General features: G+C 70.4%; 8 protein-coding genes. 1 reads left to right on the top strand and 7 read right to left on the bottom strand.

What is annotated here, in order from left to right; all coding sequences use genetic code 11:
• Positions 1–31: 31 nt before the first annotated feature.
• The 3 genes from G514_RS26360 to G514_RS0111510 all read right to left on the bottom strand — a co-directional run bounded on the left by G514_RS26360 (position 32) and on the right by G514_RS0111510 (position 3,949).
• The gene (locus tag G514_RS26360) at positions 32–3,091 is read right to left on the bottom strand and encodes a reprolysin-like metallopeptidase (protein WP_051247377.1); all 3,060 of its coding nucleotides are present in this window, start codon (positions 3,089–3,091) and stop codon (positions 32–34) included.
• Between the two features lie 19 nt (positions 3,092–3,110).
• A complete protein-coding gene (locus G514_RS26355) occupies positions 3,111–3,407 on the bottom strand; it encodes a helix-turn-helix domain-containing protein (RefSeq protein ID WP_036564616.1) in 297 nt (98 codons plus the stop codon).
• Positions 3,408–3,469: 62 nt separating this feature from the next.
• The gene (locus G514_RS0111510; RefSeq protein ID WP_028651863.1) at positions 3,470–3,949 is read right to left on the bottom strand and encodes a CinA family protein; all 480 of its coding nucleotides are present in this window, start codon (positions 3,947–3,949) and stop codon (positions 3,470–3,472) included.
• A 559-nt stretch (positions 3,950–4,508) separates the two neighbouring features.
• On the opposite strand from G514_RS0111510, the gene G514_RS0111505 reads away from it, so the two are divergent.
• Positions 4,509–6,302 carry a glycoside hydrolase family 15 protein gene (locus G514_RS0111505; protein ID WP_028651862.1) on the top strand — a complete coding sequence of 598 codons (1,794 nt, stop codon included), beginning with the start codon at positions 4,509–4,511 and terminating at the stop codon, positions 6,300–6,302.
• Positions 6,303–6,385: 83 nt separating this feature from the next.
• Here the strand turns inward: G514_RS0111505 and G514_RS29215 are convergent, their stop codons facing one another.
• The 4 genes from G514_RS29215 to G514_RS0111485 form a co-directional block, all read right to left on the bottom strand.
• Entirely contained in the window at positions 6,386–10,939 is a 4,554-nt protein-coding gene (locus tag G514_RS29215; RefSeq protein ID WP_051247374.1) for an Ig-like domain repeat protein, read from the bottom strand.
• A gap of 207 nt (positions 10,940–11,146) precedes the next feature.
• On the bottom strand, positions 11,147–11,791 hold the full coding sequence (pgsA, locus tag G514_RS26345) for a CDP-diacylglycerol--glycerol-3-phosphate 3-phosphatidyltransferase (protein WP_036564615.1): 645 nt from the start codon (positions 11,789–11,791) through the stop codon (positions 11,147–11,149).
• Complete coding sequence (rimO, locus tag G514_RS0111490) at positions 11,788–13,137, bottom strand: 30S ribosomal protein S12 methylthiotransferase RimO (protein ID WP_211222140.1); 1,350 nt, start codon at positions 13,135–13,137, stop codon at positions 11,788–11,790. The genes pgsA and rimO overlap by 4 nt, the downstream gene beginning before the upstream one ends.
• Positions 13,138–13,283: 146 nt before the next feature.
• Positions 13,284–19,709, bottom strand: a complete 6,426-nt coding sequence (locus tag G514_RS0111485; RefSeq protein ID WP_084152056.1) for an ExeM/NucH family extracellular endonuclease — start codon at positions 19,707–19,709, stop codon at positions 13,284–13,286.
• Between the last annotated feature and the right edge of the window lie 111 nt (positions 19,710–19,820).

Here is a 19,820-nt window from a genome sequence, read left to right as displayed (position 1 = left end):
GCGAGGCCCGTCCTGCCGGTCTGCGCGGCTGCTAGTGCTTCTTCTTCTTGATCTTCACCACGAGGTCGGCCTGGCTGGCCGCGATGGTGGCCGAGCCGAGGTACTTCACGGTCAGCGTGTTCTTGCCGACCTTCAGCTTCTTCGCCTTCCTCGGCTTCAGCTTGATGGTGACCTTGCCGTTCTTCAGGGTGCCGGTGCCGAGCAGCTTGGTGCCGAGGTAGACCTGCACCGTGCCGGCGGCCACGCCACCGGAGCTGGTGACGGTCGCCTTGACCTTGAAGCCGTGACCCTGGACGGGCTTCTTCGGCTTGGCCGCAGCCTTGACCGTGGAGGCGGCCGGACCGGGCGGCGTGCCGCTGGTGACCGTCACCGTGGCCGTGTCGGTGCCGGTGGCGGCGCTGGCGTCCGTCACCGCCACCGTCACCGTCTTGGGCCCGACGGTCGTGTAGGTGTGGCTGAGGTTGAACGTCGACCCCGTCAGCGTGAGCGGCACGGGACCAGCGCCGTCGCCGTAGTCCACGGTGGCGGTGGCGGTGCCGGGCGCCTCGTCCATGAAGCTGCCGGACGACGTGAACGTCGCCCCCACGGCGACCGTGGCGTCAGGGCCGGCGTCCACGATGGGCGTCAGGTTGCCTGCCGACGGGTTGATCGCGAAGTTGGCGTCGTTGACGTCGAAGAAGTAGTTGTCCACCGCTTCGATCTTGATCCGTGCCGTCGTCGTCGTGACGCTCGGCAGGATCACCACCTCGCTGCCGTCGTTGGGCGTCGACGCGGCCAGCACCGTCGGGAAGGTCAGCCCGCCGTCAGTGGACAGGCTGATCTTCACGTTCGGGGCCAGGCTCGCCGCGGCCGTGCCGGCGACGTTCCAGGTGACGGTCTCGAAGCCCGACCCGGGAGAGCCCGCCGTCGCCCGAGAGGTGACCAGGAACGGGCCGGCGGAGGTGTCGACGGTGACCGTCACGTCGCCGGTCGTCAGCCCACCGGGGTGGTCGGCTGCCGGGTCCGCCGTGAACTCGTCGCGCGCCGTGAACCGGAAGTGCATGGCCTTGGTGCCCGGTGTGTTGGAGGTGTAGGAGATGTTGGGCAGGAACTCCGAGTAGCAGTCGGTCGTGGTCTGGCCCGCCGGCGGAGACGCCGGGCATGAACCCGTCGCGGCGTTGGTGTTGTTGGCCAGGATCTGCGCCATGTCGGGGAAGACCCGGGTCGGCGACGTGCCGGCGAGGTTCTCACCCGGCGAGTGGTACTCCAGCGTGTCGGTCGGCGAGACGATCGCGGCCGTGCCGAACTGCCGGAACAGCGGCCCGCTGCTCTTGGTGTTGCTCGGCAGCGAGGCGGACGCCGAGGCCTGGTCGTTCTGCTCCCACATGTAGGTGAGGGTGTCGCCGTCGGCGTCGTTGGCCGACCCCGTGAGCGCGAACGGCGTGCGCATCGGGATGGTCTTGGCCGTCGGCACGGTGACGGTCGGCGAGTGGTTGGTGGTCACCGAGACCGTGCCGCCCTGGGTGGTCGGACCGCCGTTGACGATCGTGCCGACGATCGGGTCGAACGTCCCGCTCACGTTCTGGACGGTGAGGGCGGGGATGGCGAGCGAGCCACCCCAGGTCACCGTGAAGCCCTTCAGGCCGGCCGTGGCCGCGCCGTCGTAACCCGTCACGACACCGGCCTGGCCGGTCACCGCAAGCACGGCGGCGGTCACGTCGGCGGCGAACGTCGGGCTCCCGGCGGTGAGCGTCGCGGACGTCGGGCACCCGCCGCACGACAGCGTGAACTGCTCGCCGTTGTCGAGGCCGATGAAGGCCACCGACTGCCGCTCGTTGAGGTTGCTCGGCGTGGCACCGGTGGTGTTGGTGATCTCGTCGACGCTGCGCTGCGAGAAGTACGGGTCGGAGTGGGGCTGCAGGTTGTCGGCGCCGCAGATGCCGGCGTAGGCCATGATCGAGGAGCCCGAGCCCGGCTCGACCGACGTGCCGCCGTTGCGCTGGGCCTGGCAGACCTGGCTGTTGAAGGTGTGGTTGCCGCCCATCTGGTGGCCGACCTCGTGCGCGACGTAGTCGATGGCGTAGAGGTCGCCGTCGGGCGTCGGGAGGCCGGTGCACCCGCGGGCCTTGTTGGTGCCGCCGACGACGCCGAGACCAGCGATGCCGCCGCCGTCGTTGCCGAGGCCGATGTGACCGATGTCGAAGTTGTCGGCGCCCATGATCTGGCCGATGACGAAGTTGTTGCGGGTGAGGGTGTCGCTGTTGCAGTCGTCGACCTCGGTCGGGGCGTAGCACGCGTTGGGGCCGCACGGGCCGTTGGGACCGGTCATCTTGGCGACCGTGTCGAGGTTGAGCTTGGTGTCGGTGCCCGCGATCAGCACGAACTTGATCGCGAGGTCGTCGTTGTAGACCTCGTTGACGCGGTTCATCATCGTGGTCTTCTCGGAGAACACGTTGGCGCTGCCGAAGTACGTCGCGTAGCTGCTGTCGGTCAGGAAGGCCATCCGGTAGGTGCGCTGCGAGACCAGGCCGCCGGGGGTCGAGAAGTCACCGCCCTCGGCCACCGCCGCGACGGTCTTGTCGAGCTCGCGCTCGACGAAGGTGCCCGACGCGGGCGACGACCCGCCGGGGTAGGACAGGACGCGGTCCTCGCCGCGGCGGTTGTAGGCCGGGTCGACCAGCCAGGTCACGCCGTCGGGACGACGTACGAAGGCGTGGAAGCCCATCGGCGTGACGTCGAGCCGGATGCTGCTGCCCTGCGCGTCGGCACCGGTGTAGGTGCGGATCTCGGGGTGGGCCGCCTGGAGCTCGGGCTCCATGACGGAGTCCTCGCGGACCTGGAACGCCGTGGGCGTGCCGGCCGGGTCGGGGATCGTCAGCGTCGTCGCGCCGCCCGCGAGCTGCGCCCGCACGCCCGCGAGGTCGACGCGGTAGGCGCTGAACTCCTGGGGTCGCACGCGCACGTCGCCGCCCTTGCCGACGGTGAATCCGTCGAGCGGGCTGAACAGCGAGCCGCCGGCCGCGGAGGCCGACGAGGCTTGGGTCGTCACCGCGAGGAGCGGGACCAGGAACAGGGCACAGAGGAGGGCGAGTAGTCGCCGGGCCGTCGTCACCGCGACAACCTAACCCCTACTATGCGGCGCTGGCGACCACTTCGGTGCTGGCCGGAGCGTCGGCGAGGGCGCCGGTCAGCGACTCCTCGAGCGCGACGAGGTCGGAGACCTCGCGCAGCATGACCGACAGGGGCAGGTCGAGGGCCGAGCAGAGGGACGCGAGGAGCTCGGAGGACGCTTCCTTCTGGCCCCGCTCGATCTCGGAGATGTAGCCCAGGCTGACCCTGGCCTCGGCGGAGACCTCGCGCAGCGTCATGCCGCGGCGCATCCGCTGGGCGCGGAGCACATCACCGAGCAGTCGGCGAAACAGCACCATGCGCGTCTCCTTTCCGTCGTCCGTGGGTGCAACGCTACCCGAGGCGCCCTTCTTCCCGGGGTTCATCCCGGCGTACCTGTGGAAAGCATGCCCTCGAGCGCCGACAGCGCCTCCGCGCAGGTGCGGCCCTGGACCGCCTCGCGGCCGCCCACGAGCTCCAGGGCGAGGGCGGTGGAGACGCCCGGCCCGACCAGCCCGACGTGCACGGTGCCGGGCGGGTGGCCCTCCTGCCCGTCGGGGCCGGCGACGCCGGTGGTGCCGATCCCCCAGGTCGCGCCGGTCAGGCCCGCCGCGCCGCGGGCCATGGCCGTGGCGCACTCGGCCGAGATCACGCCGTACGTCTCGACGAGCGCCGCGGGGACGCCGAGCACGTCCTGCTTGACCGAGGTGGCGTAGGCGACGACTCCCCCGACATAGCTGCGGGACGCGCCCGGCACGGCCGTGAGCAGCGCCGCGAGCCGTCCCCCGGTCAGCGACTCCGCGGTCGCGACGCTCTCCCCGCGCTCCTGCAGCAGGGCGTGCACGCGCGCGGCGAGGTCCATGACCCGACTCTAGGGTCGCCCGTGGCCCGTCGCCCCATACGGTGGCTCGCCGCCGCAGGCGGCCGCGTGCCTCCGCTGCGGTGATCTCGACAAGCTCGATCAGCGGTGGCCCGGCCCGGAGCATCCCTGCGGAGGCTTCGAGGCTCGGCCGTGGCCGGCCTCGCACCTCAGCCACCGTGCCTCGCCGGCCGCGTGCCCACGCTGCGGGGATCTCGACAAGCTCGATCAGCGGCGGCCCGGCCCGGAGCCATCCCTGCGGAGGCTTCGAGGCTCGGCCGTGGCCGGCCTCGCACCTCAGCCACCGTGCCTCGCCGGCCGCGTGCCCACGCTGCGGTGATCTCGACAAGCTCGATCCGCGGTGGCCCGGTGCGGTGCGTCCGCCGGCCCACACGGCCCAGGTGACCCGGGGCAGCGAGCCCACCCGGTCCGGAGCCGTCCCTGCGTTGGGGCACCCAGGCCGGCCCCGCGCTGGTCGAGCTTGTCGAGACCACCGCAGCGGAGGCACCTCGCTCAACCGATGTCACGGTTAGCGGTGCCCGCCTCCGGTTACGGTCGAGGCATGGCGCTGCCGATCGAGGACTACGCGCTGATCGGCGACCGGCGTACGGCGGCGCTGGTCGGCACCAACGGCTCGGTCGACTGGCTGTGCGTGCCGAGGTTCGACTCGCCGGCGTGCCTGGCCGGGCTGCTCGGCACCGACGACCACGGCCACTGGCAGCTGGTCCCCGACGGGCAGTACGCCACCGAGCGGCGCTACGTCGGGTCCTCGGCGGTCCTCGAGACCACGTTCACGACCAGCGAGGGCGTCGTCACGCTGACCGACCTGATGCCGCGCAACGACGACCGCGCCGACCTGGTCCGCAAGATCACCGGCGTCCGCGGCACCGTCCGGATGCTCCACGAGTGGAAGATCCGCCTCGACTACGGCCAGCTGCAGCCGTGGGTGCGGCGCACGACGATCGAGGGCGAGGAGGTGATCACCGCGATCGGCGGACCCGACCAGCTGGTGCTGCGCGGGCCGCGGCTCCCGGTGGCCAGCGACCACTCCCACAACGACGAGTTCGACGTCAACGCGGGCGACGAGCTGGTGTTCTCGATGACCTGGTTCCCGTCCTACGCCGAGCCGACCAACCTCCGGCTCGACGACGCCGACATCGAGTCGTCGATCGAGTCCGACGAGCAGTGGGCGGCCGAGGCCGCCGCCGACGTGCCGCACCCCGACGTCGTACGCCGCTCGCTGCTCACGCTGCGGATGATGACCGACGAGCTCACCGGCGGGATCGTGGCCGCGCCGACGACCTCGCTGCCCGAGGACTTCGGCGGCGAGCGCAACTGGGACTACCGCTACTGCTGGCTGCGCGACGCCGCGCTGACCCTCGGCGCGCTGGTGCGCGCGGGCTACACCGAGGAGGCCGACCTCTGGCGGCACTGGCTGCTCCGCGCGATCGCCGGCGACCCGGCCGAGATGCAGATCGTCTACGCCGTCGACGGCTCGCGGCGGCTGACCGAGATCACCCTCGACCACCTGCCGGGCTACGCCGACTCGCGGCCCGTGCGGATCGGCAACGGCGCGGTCGACCAGGTGCAGCACGACGTCCTGGGCGAGGTGATGGACGCCCTGGCCAAGGTCCGCGACTTCGAGGGAGCGCCGAGCGACGAGTCGTGGGCACTGCAGCGGGCGCTCGTCGCGGACCTCGCGAAGCGCTGGCAGGACCCCGACAACGGCATGTGGGAGATCCGGGGCGAGCCGTGTACGTTCACGCACTCGCGGGTGATGACGTGGGTCGCCTTCGACCGGGCGGTGCGGGCAATGGAGTACCACGACCTGCCCGGCCCGCTCGAGGAGTGGCGCGAGCTGTGCGAGGTGATCCGGGCCGACGTGCTCGAGAACGGCTACGACAGCGAGCGCGGCACCTTCGTCCAGCACTACGGCACGAAGGAGGTCGACGCCTCCCTGCTCGTGCTGCCGCTGTTCGGCTTCATCGACGGCGACGACCCGCGGATGCTCGGCACCATCAAGGCCGTCGAGGAGGACCTCCTCCACGAGGGGCTGGTGCTCCGCTACCGCACCGAGACCGGCGTCGACGGCCTCGCCGGCGGCGAGCACCCCTTCCTCGCGTGCTCGTTCTGGCTGGTCTCGGCGTACGCCGCGGCCGGCCGCGTCGACGACGCCCATTCCCTCTTCGACCGGCTCGTCGAGCTGCGCAACGACGTGGGGCTGCTGTCGGAGGAGTACGACCCCGTCGGCCTGCGCATGGTCGGCAACTTCCCCCAGGCGTTCAGCCACCTCGCCCTCGTGCACGCGGCGTTCCACCTCGCCGACGCCGATGCCCGGGCGGCCGGCGGGTCCTGACCCGGCCTGCGGTGGGCCCCACCACGCAGGAGGCCGGGAGCGGCTCGCGCCGCTCCCGGCCTCCTGGCTCGGATCAGGTCAGGTCAGGAGGCCTTGATCTTCACCGTGGTCGTGCTGCCGGCGACGGTCGTGCTGCCGGCGTAGGTGACCTTGGCCTTCGCGCTCGACGAGGCGAGCTTGCCGAGCTTCACCGTGGCCTTGCCGTTCTTCAGGGTCACCTTGTAGGTCTTCCCCTGGAACTTCACGGTGACCTGCCCGGTGGCCTCGACGCTGTTGGCGCCGACGACCGACACCTTCAGCTTGACCTTGTGGTTCACCCGCGGGTGCTTCGGCTTCACCTTGGCCGAGACCGTGGACGATGCCTTGGTCACGGTCGCGGTGAAGGCCTTCGAGCCCGCGACGAGGTTGGCGTCGCCGGAGTACTCCGCGGTCAGGACCGTGGAGCCCACCGGCAGCGCGCCCGCCGGGATGAGGATCGTCGCGATGCCACCGGAGACCGGCGCGGAGCCGATCGTGGTGGAGCCGCTCTTGATCGTGGCCGTGCCGGTCGCCGCGCCACCGGGCGACCCGGTGACGGTCAGCGTCGCGGTCCTGGACTGGCCGTACTGCATCGACACGTCGGAGATCGCCAGGATCGGCGTCGACTTGTCGCAGCAGGTGACCGTGAAGGTGTCCGTCCCCGGCTTCACGTGCTCGTCACCGGCGTACGCCGCGGTCAGGACCGTGCCGTTCGGCACCGCCGGCAGGGTGAGCTGGGCCACCCCGCCGAGCAGCGGCGCCGAGCCGAGCTCGGTCGCGCCGTTCTTCACGGTGACCGTGCCGGTCGGGTCGACCCCGACCGCGGTGACCGTGACGGAGACGCTGCCGGTGCCACCCGGGGGCACGGCCACGTCGGGCGCCACGACCACCGAGGTGGCCTTGTCGACCGTGACCGTGAACGTGTCGTCACTGACCTGGACGTTGGCGTTGCCGGAGTACGACGCGGTGAGCGACGCGGCCCCGACCTCGAGCGACTTCGCGGCAAGGGTCACCGTGGCGACCCCGGCCACGACCGGCGCGGTGCCGACCGTGGTGGCGCCGTCCTTGACGGTCACCGTCCCGCTGACGTCGACGCCGGCAGCGGCCCCGACGTTGACGGTGACGTCGGCCGGCTTGCCGTACTCCATCGAGCCGTCGGCCGCACTGGTCGTCGACGCCGCCTTGGTCGTGGTGAACGTCAGCGACTTCGTCGACGCGTCGTGCTGCGCGTCGCCGGAGTACGCCGCCGTCAGCGTCACCTGGCCGACCGGGTAGGTCAGCGCAGGCACCGTGATGGTCGCCTTGCCGGTGCCGTCGAGCGTGCCGGACGCGACCACAGTCGACCCGTCCTTCAGGTCCACGGTGCCCGTGGGCGTGAGCCCCGGACCGCTGACGGTCACCTGGACCTGCGCCGCCTGCCCGTACTCCACGGCGAAGTCCGCCGCCGTGACCGACGTGGTGCCGGCCTTGATGGCGGTGACGGTCACCTGCGACTCCGTGCCCGTCGCCGCACCACTCAAGCTGAGCGTCAGCGGGCCGGGCAGCGTCGACGCCGGGACGACCACGTCGATCGACGCCTTGCCCGTCACGTCCGAGCCAGGAAGTGCGGGCTGCGGCGTGTTGTCCAGCGTGCACGCGCAGCTCAGGGTGGTGGCTCCCACCTTGACCACGATCGCGGTGTCCTTGGTGTCGGCGGGGTTGGTCATCGACCAGCCCGAGACGTCGAACTTGACGTGGTCACCGGGGGCGTAGCCCGTCGGCGCGTCGGCCGGGAAGGTGATGTTGATGCCGTTCTGCTTGTAGTCCGGCGTCACCTGGTCCGGGGAGGTCCCGAACGCCGACATGTAGGCCACCATCGCGTTGAGGTCCGACTGCCCGGTGTCCTGCTTGCCGGTCCCGTTGGCCAGCTCGGTGAACCCGTCACCACCGGCCGCCAGGAACGAGTTCACCGTCACCGAGTAGACCGTGCCCATCCCGATCGGCGTCCCGTTGAGCCACATCCCGGTCACCGTGCCCCGCGTGCCCACCGGCGCACCGGCCGGCGGCGGAGTCGCGGTGTAGGTGAAGCCCTTGGAGATACCCAGCTTCAGGAACGGCCGCGACGCACCCGCAGGCTGCCACTGCTGCTCCAGCACCGTCTTGATCTGCGCACCGGTCAGGTCCATGTTCACCAACGTGTTGGCGAACGGCTGCACGTCCGCGGCCTGCTTGAACGTCAAGGTCCGCGGGAACACACCGGCGTTGCCCAGCATGTCGGTGCGCAACCCACCCGGGTTCATGAACGCGATCTGCGCCGACCCGGTCTCCGGGTTGCGCGTGGCCCACTTCTGGACCTCCGCCACCAGGTTGCCCAGCGTCGACTCCGCGCCACGGTTCTCCGAACCCGTCGTCAGCTTGCCACGGTGGAACTCACCACCGACCCGGCCCAACGCCACCGCACCCAACGGCTCGGCCTGCGACACCGCGCTGGCCACGATCCCCGCCGTCGCCGAGTCCGCCGGGAAGTCCGCCACCCACGACTGCGTACCCGTCGTCGGGCAGTTCGTGCAGTGCTGCAGGTTCACGGTGTCCTGCTGGACGTCGGTGACCTGGCCGGTGGCCGTGTCCACGGTGAACAGCAGCTTGTCGAGCGCCATGCCGTACTGGCCGGCGGAGACCACCGGACGCTCGGTCACCGGACGACCCGCCCACCCCGGTACCGGGAAGTGGCAGTTGTAGGACAGGTGGGTGTGACCGCTGATGATCGCGTCGATGTCGTTGTTGACCCCGTTCACGATCCCGGCCATCACCGCCGACTTCGGGTCGCTCAGCATCGTGGCGCAGTCGGTGCCCGCAGCACCCTCGTGCATCAGCAACACGATCACGTCCGCGCCACCGGCCTTCAACGCCGTCGCCTCGGCGTTGACCGAGCTCACGATCGGGTTGACGTCGATCATGTTGATCCCCGCCGGAGACACCAGCGAGGGCAGCTCCTCGGTCACCGCACCGATGAAGCCCACCTTGACGGCGCCGAAGGTCCGGGTCCACGACGGGGCGATCGGGTGCGAGCCGTCGCTCTTCAAGGTGATGTTCGCCGCGAGGTACTCCCAGTCCGCACCACCCTCGAGGTTGCCCGGACCAGCCGGCTGCATCACCCGGTTGAACAGGTCGTTGAACCCCTGGTCGAACTCGTGGTTGCCCACCGAGGACACCTCGAGCCCCGCCTCGTTCAACGCATCGATCGTCGGCTTGTCGTGCTGGATGAACGACTCGAACGTCGAGGCACCGATCAGGTCACCCGCGGCGGCGAACACCGTGTCGGGGTTCGAGGCGCGCAGCTGCTTGACGGCACCGGCCAGCACCGCGGCACCGGCGGTCGGCCCACCACTGTCACGCTGGAGCCGGCCGTGGAAGTCGTTGGTGCCCAGGATCTGGATCGTCCGCGTGGCCGGCTCGGACGCCGAGACCTCGATGCTGAACGTGGTCGCAGCGGTCGCACCCTCGTTGTCGGTGACGGTGACCGTCACCGGGGTCGCGGCCTGGCTGGCGGTCGGCGTGCCGGAGACCTCGCCGGTCGTGCCGTTGAGCGTGACGCCCGCGGGCAGGCTGCCGTTGGTGACGGCGTAGCCGAAGGGTGCGACGCCGCCGGTGACCTGGATCGTGAACGGCGTGATCGCCTCGTCGAGCAGGAAGGTCTTGTTGCCCGGGTTGGTCGCCGTGAACGGCGTGACGGTGAAGGTGAACGCCTGGGTCGCCTCGGCGCTGGCGCTGTCGGTGACCTTGGCGGTGACCGCGCACGCGCAGGCCGCGGTCGGCGTGCCGGAGACGGCGCCGGTCGTGGGGTTCACCGAGACGCCGGCGGGCAGGCCGGTGGCCGAGTAGGTGTAGCCGGGCGTGCCGTTGGACGCCGTCAGCGAGAAGCCGTTGATCGGGTGGTCGACGGTGCCGGTCTTGTTGGAGACCGGGGCGAGAGCGAGCGGCACGACCGCGGAAGGGTTGGCTGCGTTCGGCGTCGGGTCCTGCGCCTCGAAGTCAGCGGTGTTCACGTCGGTGTCCGTCGCGTTCTTGCGACCAATCGACTTCGTCACGCTGTTGCCGGTCGGGCCCGCCCCGGACGCGTTGCCCTCGGGCGCGTTGCTCGTCCCGTAGCCGATCTTGTCGACCGAGTTGGCCAGGACCGACAGGTCAACCGCGACCCCGCCGTTGATGAGGGCGATCGTGCCGCCGGCATTACCGGGGCTGATGGCCGAGGAGTTCTGGAACGCGCCGGCCGTCGTCGGGACGGCCGCGCCGACAGCACCGTTGGTGCCACCGATCACCATGTAGTAGCCGTTGGCAGGGATCGTGCCGGTCAGTGGCGCCACGTTGCCGGTGGCGCCCGTCGTGCCCGGCGCACGGTACTGCAGGGACATGCCTGTCAGGTTGATTGACGTGCCCGTGAGGTTGCGCAGCTCGACGTACTTGTTGAGGTACGTAGCGCCGGCCGACCCGCCGTTGACGTACACCTCGTTGATCACGACGGTGGTGCTCGCGGCCTGGGCAGCCGGCGGCGCCAGGAAGAGCTGGAAGCCGGTGACCGCCAGCGCGATCGAGACGAGGACGGCAAGGCGGGCGCGTCGATGCGACCGGGGTGCAGGCATGAAGAGTCTCCGAAGTGTGGTGAGAGACGACTTCATCGAGCGGGGAAGGTTCTCGATCGAGTCGACGAGCGGTGGAACGCCGGTCCGAGGCGGCGAAACCGTTGGGGCGCTGTCGCGCCCGAGGCAGGACAGTGGATGAACTCTCGGTGAGGATCAGGAGGAGGTCAAGCCCGAACGGCCCGTCTGGGGAAAGACGGTCAGAAATGACTAGGACGGGTCATTTCGAGGCCCGCCCCGAAGGGTGTGGCGCTGGCGCCAGACCCCGGCGAAGAACTGAGCGCCCGAGACCAGTGTCAGGACGACCGCGACGGCGAGGAAGGCCACGGCGAGGTAGTAGAGGAGGTCGCCCGGGGTCTCGAGCCACCCGGGCAGGTCGGGGTCGCGCAGCGGCAGCACGAGACCGCCGAGCCCGATCACCTGGAACGTGGTCTTCCACTTCCCGAGCCGGTCGGCGGCCAGCACCACGCGCTTGAGGATCGAGAGGCGCAGCACGGTGACGGCCCACTCGCGGACCAGCACCACGATCGTGACCGCCCACCACCACGGGCTCTCGAAGATCACGGCGAGGCCCACGAAGGCCATGCCGGTCATCGCCTTGTCGGCGATCGGGTCGGCGATCTTGCCGAAGTCGGTGACGAGGCCGCGGCTGCGCGCGATGTCGCCGTCGATCTTGTCGGTCACCATCGCGACCACGAAGATCGTCCAGGCGATCAGTCGCCAGGTGATCGAGTCGCCCTCGTCGACGAGGAGTGCGGCGCCGAAGAAGGGCACCAGCACGATCCGCAGCGTGGTGAGGACGTTCGGCAGGTTGAGGTTGCTCGGCCTGGCGTCCGCCGCCCGAGGGTCGCTCACCGCGGGCTCGCCACCAGGTCCACGCCCTCACTCTCCACCACGACGGCGGCGACCAGGTCACCGACCTGCGCACCGGGAGCGAGGAGCGTCGTGCTGCCGTCGACGTCGGGCCCCTGGGCGGCGGTCCGGCCGACGACCTCACCGTCGGTGACGTCCTCGACCAGGACGACGACCTCCTCGCCCACGCGCTCCTCGGCGCGCTGCGCGGTCAGCTGCTCGACCAGGTCGGTGACGTGCGCGACCCGGTCGCGGACCTCGTCGGGGTGCAGCTTGTCGTCGTACGTCGCGGCCTCGGTGCCGTCCTCGTCGGAGTAGCCGAAGACCCCGACCACGTCGAGCCGCGCCTCGACCAGGAAGTCGCACAGGATCTCGAGGTCCTGCTCGGTCTCGCCGGGGAACCCGACGATGACGTTGGAGCGGACGCCGGCCTCGGGCGCGAGCGCGCGCACCCGGTCGAGCAGCCCCAGAAAGCTGTCCGGGTCGCCGAAGCGGCGCATCCGGCGGAGCACCGCGTTGCTGGCGTGCTGGAAGGAGAGGTCGAAGTAGGGCGCCACCCCGGCGGTGGTCGCGATCGCCTCGAGCAGCCCGGGCCGCAGCTCGGCGGGCTGGAGGTAGGACACCCGGACCCGCTCGATGCCGTCGATCGCCGCCAGCTCGGGGAGCATCGTCTCGAGCAGTCGGAGGTCGCCGAGGTCCTTGCCATAGGAGGTGGAGTTCTCGCTGACCAGGAACAGCTCGCGCACCCCGTCGGACGCGAGCCAGCGCGCCTCGTCGAGGACGTCGGTGGGGCGCCGGCTGGCGAAGCGCCCACGGAAGCTCGGGATGGCGCAGAAGGTGCACCTGCGGTCGCAGCCCTCTGCGAGCTTGAGATTCGCGGTCGGGCCGGTCGTGAGCCGGGACCGTTGGGCGACGACCGCGCTGGGGCGGTCGGCCGGGCTGATCGGCAGCAGCCGGCGCCGATCGGCCGGCACGTGCGGCTGGTGCTCCTCCCCCGCCACGATCGACCGCAGGCGGGCCGCGATGTCGGGGTAGTCGTCGAAGCCGAGCACCGCGTCGGCCTCCGGGAGCGACTCGGCGAGCTCGGCGCCGTACCGCTCGGCGAGGCAGCCCACGGCCACGACCGACTGCGGCCCGGTGGCGCCGCCCTTGAGGTCGGCGGCCTCGAGCAGCGCGTCGACGCTGTCCTTCTTGGCCTGCTCGACGAAGCCGCAGGTGTTGACCAGCACGGTGTCGGCGGACGCCGGGTCCTCGACCAGCCGGAACCCGTCGGCGGCCAGCCGTCCGGCGAGCTCTTCCGAGTCGACCTCGTTGCGCGCGCAGCCGAGGGTCACCACGGCGACGGACAACGGCTGGCTCACTTCTCCATCTTGCCGAGCGCACGCGTGCTTGCGCGAATCACCGCCGTCCCGCGGCGAGGCGCGGGGGCAGACGCCGAGGGGCCGGGAGCGACGTACGTCGCTCCCGGCCCCCCCGTGGGCTCAGCCCTCAGGCGCTACTTCTTGTGCTTCTTCTTCTTCAGCTTGACCTTCACGGTGGTCTGGCTGGCCTCGACCGTGCTGCTGCCGGAGTAGGAGACGGTCGCCTTGCCGCCCTTCTTGATCTTCCCCAGCTTGACCACGGCCTTGCCGTTGACCAGCGTCACGGTCACCGACTTGCCCTTCAGGGTCACGGTGACCTGGCCCGTCGCGGCGACGCCGTTGGCGCCGACCACCGAGACCAGCACCTTCACCTTCTGGCCCTTCTTCGGGGCCTTCGGCTTCACCGACGCGGTCGTGGTCGAGCCCGCCTTGGACACCGTCATCGTGAGCGCGTCGCTGCTCGCGGCCACGTTGGCGTCACCGGAGTAGTCCGCGGTCAGCGCGTGCGCACCGACCCCGAGGACGTTGGCCGGGATGGCCACCTGCGCGGTGCCGCCGGAGACCAGGCCGGTGCCGAGCACCGTCCCGCCCTGCTTGACCGTCACCGAGCCCGTCGGGACCACGTTGGTCGCGGAGACCGTGACGGACACGCTGGAGGCGCTGCCGTAGGTCACCGAGACGTCGGCCGCCGCAGTCGTCGAGGCCGCCTTCGAGGTGGTCAGGGTCAGGCCGTCCTGCGAGCCGGTGTAGGCCGCGTCACCGTCGTAGACGGCGGTGAGCGACTTGGTGCCGACAGGGAAGGTCTTCGCTGGGACCGCGAGCGTGACCTTGCCGGCCGCGTTCAGGGTGTCGGAGTCGAGCTCGGTCGCGCCGTCCATCAGGTGCACGGTGCCGGTCGGGGTCGCCCCACCACCGGTGACGGTCACCTCGATGGACGCCACGCCGCCGTAGGCGACGGTGGTGTCCGGCGCCGAGGTGGTGCTCGCGGCCTGCACCGGCCCGGAGATGGTGATCGGGACGATGACGTCGGTCCCGGTCTGGTTGCCGATCAGGTGCAGCTTGGCGACGCCGCCCGGCAGGTCCGCCGGGAGGGTGACGCTGACCGACGCTGTGCCGGCGTCGTCGTTCGGCTGGTTGCCGACCGTGTTGCTCACCGCGAAGTTGGCGCCGAGCTGCTGGCCGTTGAGCACCACCTTGATGCTGGCGTCCTGCACGTCGTCAGGAGCCGTCATCGCGAGCGAGGCGACGTCGAACGTCACCGCGTCACCCGGGTCGTACGACGCCGCAGGGGCGCCACCCGGGAAGGTCACCTTCACCGCGTGCTGCTTGAAGTCGACCGGCAGCGGCGTCGTCGAGGCGAACTCCTCCATGTACTCCACCTGGGCCTGCAGGTCGGTCACACCGGTGTCCTGCTTGTCGGTCCCGTTGAGGAAGGCACGGAAGTTGTCGCCACCGGCAGCGAGGAACGAGTTCATCGTCACCGAGTACGTCGTCGCGTCCGCGAGCGCGACCCCGTCGAGGTACATGCTCGTCACGTGCCCGAGCTTGGCTCCCGCGTGGTTGGGGTCGTTGGTCTCGTAGTAGGTGTAGGTGAACCCCTTCGAGGTGCCCAGCCGCAGGAACGGCCGGGACGGGACGTTGCTCGTCGCCGGGTTGTCCGAGTCGCGCTGCCACTGCTGCTCGAGCACGGCCCGGATCTGGGCGCCGGTCATGTCCATGTTGACCAGGGTGTTGGCGAAGGGCTGGACGTCCGCGGCCTGACGGTAGGTCAGGTTGCGCGGGCTGCCGCTGCCGGTGCCGTTGAGGTCCGCACGCAGACCACCCGGGTTCATGAACGCGATCTGCGCCGGCGCGATGTTGCCGCCCGCGGGCGTCTCCGCCCGCTGGATCTCGGCCACGAGGTTGCCCAGCGTGGACTCACCACCGCGGTTCTCGGTCACGCCGCCGGACAGCCGGGCCCGCTTGAACGGACCCTGGATCTGGCCGAGCACCGTGCTGCCGGGACCCGCCGCGTCGGCCACCGCCTGGTCGACGATCGCCTTGACCGCCGGGTCCTCCGGGTAGCTGAACAGCGTGCTGCCCGGACCCTTGACGCCGACGTTGTTGAAGACGACGTCGACCGGGTCACCCGAGGCGTCGAAGGAGTAGACGAGCTGGTCGAGCGCGACGCCGTACTGGCCCGCCGACACGACCGGCCGCTTGGTGATCGCGTCGCCCGCCCACTCCGGCACCGCGAACTCGCACGCGTACTCGAGGTGGGTGTGGCCCGAGACGACCGCGTCGATGTCGGGGCTGATGTCGCCGAGCAGCTCGGAGAACGACGAGCCGTCGGACTCCATGGTGCTGCAGGTGGTCGACGGCGCGCCCTCGTGCACCAGGAGCACGACGAGATCGGCCCCGTCGTCCTTCAGCTGGTCGGCGTAGCCGTTGACCGCCGCGGCGATCGGGGTCACGTGGACCCCCTCCAGGCCGGCCGGGTTGACCAGACCGGGCAGGTCCTCGGTCACGGCACCGACGAAGCCGATCTTGATCCCGCCACCGAAGTCCTTGGTGTAGGTCGGGAGCACGATCGGGTCGCCGGCCTCCTTCGGGCCGCCGCCGTCGGGGTCGTCGTCGTAGACCACGTTGGAGCCGATGTACTGCCAGTTCAGGCCGCCGTCCGCGCCGTAGGGGTTGGTCGCCGACTTCGGCTGCATCACGCGGTCGATGAGGTCGTGGTAGCCACGGTCGAACTCGTGGTTGCCGATCGAGGAGACCTCGAGGCCCGCCGCGTTGAGCGCGTCGAGCGTCGGCTTGTCCTGCTGGACGAACGACTCGAACGTCGAGGCACCGATCAGGTCACCGGCGGCGGCGAACACCGAGTTGTTCGCGCCGTAGACGTTCTTCAGCGACTTCACGGCACCCGCGAGCTGGGCGGCACCACCGTCGGAGGAGCTGCCGATCAGGCGACCGTGGAAGTCGTTGCTGCCGATGATCTGGATGTCACGCACCGTGCCGGAGCTGCCGGTGTCGATGCCGATGATCTCCGGGTTGTGGTCCGAACCCGCGAACGGCTTGGTGCCGTCGAAGAAGTTCGTCGCGTTCGTGTTGAAGCGGCTGTAGTTGAACGCGCTGGACTCGTTGGCGTTGATCTCCCACACGTCGGTGCCGGTGATCATGGCGCGCGCGTCGGCGCTCGCCAGGACGTGGTCGAGCGAGCCCGCCGCGCCGTAGCCGACGCCGTCCACCTGGGTGGAGAAGACGTAGGTCGTGTCCTTCGGGTCGTCGGAGACGACGACGTCGAAGTCGAGGTCGTCGGTGCCGGCGGTGGGGTTGAGGATCGCCTGGATCGGGTCCTCACCGGTGTAGGCGTTGAAGTCACCGACCAGGAAGACCTTGGTGGTGTCCCACTTGTCAGCGAACTCGTTGGCGAACCGGACGAGCTCCTTGGCCTGGTTGGTGCGCGAGAGGTTGAACGCGCCGGTGAGGTCGTCGTTGGCGTTGCCGCCGACCGCCTTCGGGTCGCTGTCCCCCTTGCTCTTGAAGTGGTTCACGATGACCGCGAAGCCGTCGGAGTTCGGCTGACCGACCGGCTTGAAGAACTGCGCCAGCGGCTCACGCGCGTTGTCGAACGGCGAGGGCACCGGAGCCGAGCTGTTCGGCAGGTCCAGGTCCGACGGGCCGACCGGCACGACGGAGGCCTTCTTGTAGAGGAAGCCGTTGCGGATCACGTCCTGGCCGGAGGCCCACGAGCAGGTGCCGTTGGTCTGCGGCGGCTGGACGACCGTGCCGTCGGGGTTGACGGTCGCGCACATGTGGTTGACCGACGTCGCGTCGGTCGACTCCTCGGGCGAGGCCACGAACGCCCAGACGTTGCCGCCTGCGTCGGTGTTCAGCGCGTCGACGAGGTAGTTGATGGTCTCGTCACGCCACGCGATCGGCGTGCCGAGCCCGCCGTCGGCCTTGTCGGGGTCGGGGTTGAGCGGACCGTTGGTCACGCCCGTGCGCAGCTTGTTCGGGTTCTCGAGCTCCTCGAGGGAGACGATGTCCGCGCCCAGGCCGTTGATCGCCTTGACGATCTTGTTCTTCTGTCGGGTCAGGTCGGCCTGCCGGCCCGCACCGCGCGGGGCGCTCACGATGCCGCTGGAGTACGCCGTGGGCGCACCGGTCAGCGGGTCGAACGCGCTCGGGATCGCCTGGGGCGAGGTGCACTGGAACGCGAGGATGTTGTTGCCCTGGCGGTCCTTGTCGTACTGGCAGTTGTAGTAGGGGTTCGCCGCTGCGAACTCCTCCATGGTGATGTTGAAGAAGTTCTCGACGTTGTAGGTCGCGATCTTCAGGTTGCCGCCGACGACCGCGGGGGCGGCGTTCGCCGTCCGCGTGTCCTCGAAGGTGATCACGTCGGTGCCGAGGTCGGGAGCGCCGTTCTCGGTCTGCGCGACCACCGAGCGCTGCGGGTAGAGGTACCACTTCTTGGCGCCGTACCCGATCACGGCCGGCTTGCCGGCGGGGAAGGTCACCTTCGCGCCGACGCGCGCCGAGTGCGTGGCGTCCATGAACGGAAGCGGCACGTCGGAGTTCGCGCTCGCCTGGGGGTTGTAGTAGTTCGAGCTGGTCAGGTAGTTGGTGGTCGAGGCGTCGTCGGTGAACCAGGCGCGCGCCCGGATGTCGTCCCGCGCTGCGGTGATGCAGGCGGGGAGCAGGCCGGGGCAGATCTCCCCGGGCTGCTTGAGCGTCTCGTTGCCGCTCGCCAGGCCCAGCTCGCCCCCGGTCTCGAAGTTGTAGGTGTCGGTGACGACCACGTCGGTCGGGTTGGCGATCTCGCTCTCGTGCGCCTCGCGGTCGGTGGCCGTCGACGGCAGGGTCGTCAGCGCGACCGGCGGCGCCAGGTCGGGGATCGCGACGACCGAGCTGCCGGTGCTGCCGTTGAGGAGGTTGAGCTCGGTGAGGCTGCCGGAGGTGTCGCTGGCGACCGAGAACTCGGAGATCTTGCCCGTGACGCGCACGGACTGGCCGACGGCAAGGGCGCCGCCGGTGCTGTTGATGGCCTGGAAGGTCGGGAAGCCGTAGACGAAGATGCCGTCGGACGCACCCGGGGTGGCGTCGACGGGACCGCCGCTGCCACCGGTCTGGATGGTGAAGCCGCACAGCCCGCAGGTCTTGGTGTTGCCGGTGTTGGCCCAGCCGAGGTTGTAGAGGCCGGTGATCACGCCTTCGGTGCTCACGGTCTCGCTGCCCTGGGCGGTGCCCGCGCCGGCGAAGCTCGAGCGCGGACCGGTGCCCTGGAGCTCGGCGATCGTCTTGATGCCGGGCGCGGCGGTGATCGTGAACTGGAAGGATGCGTCGCTCGTCGCCGGGGTCGGCACCGCACTGTCGGTGACGCGCAGCGTCACGCTGTAGGTGTTGGCCGTGGTGGGCGTGCCGGACACGAGACCGGCCGGGCTGACGGTGACGCCGGGCGGCAGGGTGCCGCTCGGGTCGGACCAGGTCTTGGCGCCCTCGCCGCCCGTCGCGGTCATCGTGAAGCTGGTGATCGGCGTGCCGACGACACCGGACTTGCTGCCGGGGTTGTCCGCGAGCAGCGCGCCGGGGGCGTTGACGGTGATGTCGAAGGACACGTCGCTCGTGGCGGGCGTCGGGTTGGCGCTGTCGGTCACGCGCAGGGTGACGTGGCTGACGCCGGTGCCGGTGGGCGTGCCGGAGACCTGGCCGCCGGCGCTGACGCTCAGGCCCGCGGGCAGCGAGCTGCCGACCTCGGACCAGGTGTACGGCGTGGTGCCGCCGGTCGCGCCCATCTGGAACGGGGTGATCGCGGTGTTCTGGGTGAAGGTCTTGTTGCCCGGGTTGGTCGCGGCGAGCGCCGTCGGGCCGCTGGTGATGGAGATGTCGTCGATGCCGACGAGCTCGTCGTTGCCGGGGGCGTTGGAGGTGAGCACGCGCACGTAGACGTCGCCCGAGCCGTTGACCGCCGCGGGGAGCGGCACGTTGCGCACGGTGGTCTGCGTCGCGGAGCCCGCGGTGGTGGCGTCGGCGATGTAGCCGGCCGGGATGTCGGTGTAGGCGCCGGAGCTCCCGACGCGGTACTGGACCGCGATCTGCTGGGTCGCGTCGTCGCCGCTCGCGTCGAGGTCCTTCGCGGTGAAGTTGAAGGAGACGCCCGCCTGGCTGGTCAGGTTGAGGTGGAAGACGATCGACGGGATGTCGGCCGTGCCGCTGCCCTGGATCGCGATCGAGGTGCCCTGCACCTCGAGGACGCCGCCGTTGGTGGCCGTCGCCGCGGCGTTGGCGACCACGTTGACGGGCGTGCTCGCGCCGTCGACCGTCACCGTCTGCGGGTTGACGCCCTGCGTGGTGTTCAGGTCGTCGCCGCGGTAGCCGATGACCCCGTCGACACCGGACCAGTCGTCGTTGACGGTGATCAGGCTCGCGTTGGACCAGTCCTGGGAGTACGGGACCGTGATCAGCGGAGTCAGGTTGGCCTGCGCCGACGAGGCCGCGAGGACCTGCAAGCCGGTGAACGCCAGGGCGACAGAGATGAGAGCAGCGATGCGGCCGCGACGAGGCGTCCGGGATGCAGGCATGAAGGTTCTCCGAATGATGGGTGAGCGACGTCGGCCCAGCCAGGTCCGGGGAAGGGGACGCAACGAGGTCGAGAGTGATCCGACGCGGGCCGGGACTGCTGGTCCGCGTGT

The sequence above is a fragment of the Nocardioides halotolerans DSM 19273 genome, from assembly GCF_000422805.1.
Classification (GTDB): Bacteria; Actinomycetota; Actinomycetes; order Propionibacteriales; family Nocardioidaceae; genus Nocardioides; species Nocardioides halotolerans.
Note: the sequence above shows the minus strand (reverse complement) of the source record. Positions and strands in the feature narration are given on the sequence as shown.